We start from the raw sequence: 1,722 nt of genomic DNA, 5'->3' as shown, positions 1-1,722 counted from the left end.
TGGCCGACTCCCTCACGACCCAACCCCGGCGTGCGGAAGTCTCTCAGTTGTGCGGCGTCAGCCCGACCTGGTACACGTGGATCGAGCAAGGCCGGCCGGTTTCCGCTTCCGCCGATGCCCTCGCGCGCATCGCGGTCGCATTGCAGCTCTCGCGGGCCGAGCGCGCATACCTCTTTGAACTCGCCGCCCAGCGCGATCCAGCCGAGCCCGATCCGGCGGCGCAAGATGCGCCGGCGTCGCTGCTGAAATCGGTGGAATTGATCGATGCCCCCGCCTACGTGCTCGACCGGCAATGGAACGCGTTGCGATGGAACGCGCAGGCGGCGGCGTTGTTTGTTGGCTGGCTGGATGGCGAGCGGGATCGGAATCTGCTCTCGTTCACGTTTACCGGGGCCGGAGCACAGAGTCTCATCGTCGATTGGGAGACACGGGCGCGCCGTCTGGTAGCCGAATTCCGGGCTGATTCGATCCGTCACCTGAACGATGCCCCGACGCGAGCGCTGATCGATTCGCTCAGCAGCGCCAGCGATGCATTCGCGCGCTTCTGGGCGTCGCAAGATGTGGGCGAACGTGAAGGCGGCACGCGGGAGTTCAATCACCCCACGCGCGGCCGGCTCGTGTACGACCAGATTACGTTCAAGCCGGCGCACCGGGAAGATTTGAAACTTGTGATGCTGGTGGGAGTTTGAGCAGAGGAATGCCCGGCGGCTTTCACAGCACGAAGAGCACTACACAATGCACAAAAAAATGCCCGGCCTATTGGGACCGGGCAAAGCCGCTTCTCCCCGGCAGGGCCGGAGGAGAACGGGGACACATGGTGAGCTGCGCCGGTCATGCGGTGTTTTCGCGCATGCCAAAACGGGCTCGTATCCGTAATTACGTTTGGAAAAGTGAAACGGATTCATCCGGATGCAAAAAAACCAATGCGGTTCGAAGCGATTATTTCGGTAATATCGATCGCGCCGCCCACCCGACCGGTCCCATGACGACAATCCTTTCTCACGACCCGACCCCCGACACCCTCGTGCAACTGCTCGACCGTGTTGCCAGCGAAGACGCCGCCGCGTTGCGCGCGCTCTATGATTTAACTTCGTCGAAACTGTTTGGCCTCGCGCTTCGTATATTGGTGAAGCGTGAGTGGGCCGAAGAAGTTTTGCAGGACGCGTTCGTCAATATCTGGCGATACGCGGGCGACTACAAAGCAGGCCTGTCCGCGCCCATGACCTGGATGGCGGCGATCGTCCGCAACCGGGCTCTCGATTATTTGCGGCGGCAGAAAGCCAACGGGGCGAGCGCCGAAACCGAATGGAGCGATGCGTTGGACGATACCTTGCCTGCAAACGAGGCGGATCCCTCCGACCAGATGCTGATGAGCCAGGAAGCACGGCAACTCGCCATCTGCATGGACAGGCTCGAAGCCAATCAGCGTCAGGCAGTGGCGCTTGCATATCTGCGTGACCAGAGCCATAGCGAAGTGGCCGACGTTCTTAAAGTACCGCTCGGCACAGTGAAGTCGTGGATTCGTCGCGGCTTGGAAAAACTAAAGACGTGCCTGGGAGGGCTGTGATGGATCTGCATCGATACGCGGGGCTGGTCGATCAGCTTGCCGCCGAGTACACACTCGGGGTGCTGCGCGGCGGGTCGCGAAGACGCTTCGAGAGTATTTCCCAGCACGATCCAGCCATCCGACTCGCGGTCGAGACCTGGCGCCTGCGCCTCGCA

Annotated in this window: 2 protein-coding genes; both read left to right on the top strand. The window is 61.6% G+C overall.

Translation table 11 applies throughout. The features are described from left to right. On the top strand, positions 1-689 hold a 689-nt coding region (locus ACRXB1_RS35585; protein ID WP_449494717.1), incomplete at its 5' end, for a helix-turn-helix transcriptional regulator. Between the two features lie 293 nt (positions 690-982). Then, positions 983-1,567, top strand: a complete 585-nt coding sequence (locus tag ACRXB1_RS35580; RefSeq protein WP_056351862.1) for a sigma-70 family RNA polymerase sigma factor — start codon at positions 983-985, stop codon at positions 1,565-1,567. The last annotated feature ends 155 nt before the right edge of the window (positions 1,568-1,722 follow it).

The sequence above is a fragment of the Caballeronia sp. M23-90 genome (assembly GCF_053574605.1).
This window is presented reverse-complemented; position numbering and strand designations above follow the sequence as displayed.

What these genes read in the sequence shown, in the direction of transcription:
- ACRXB1_RS35580 (WP_056351862.1), top strand. Translation starts at nt 983, where the DNA reads ATGACGACAATCCTTTCTCACGACCCGACCCCCGACACCCTCGTGCAA.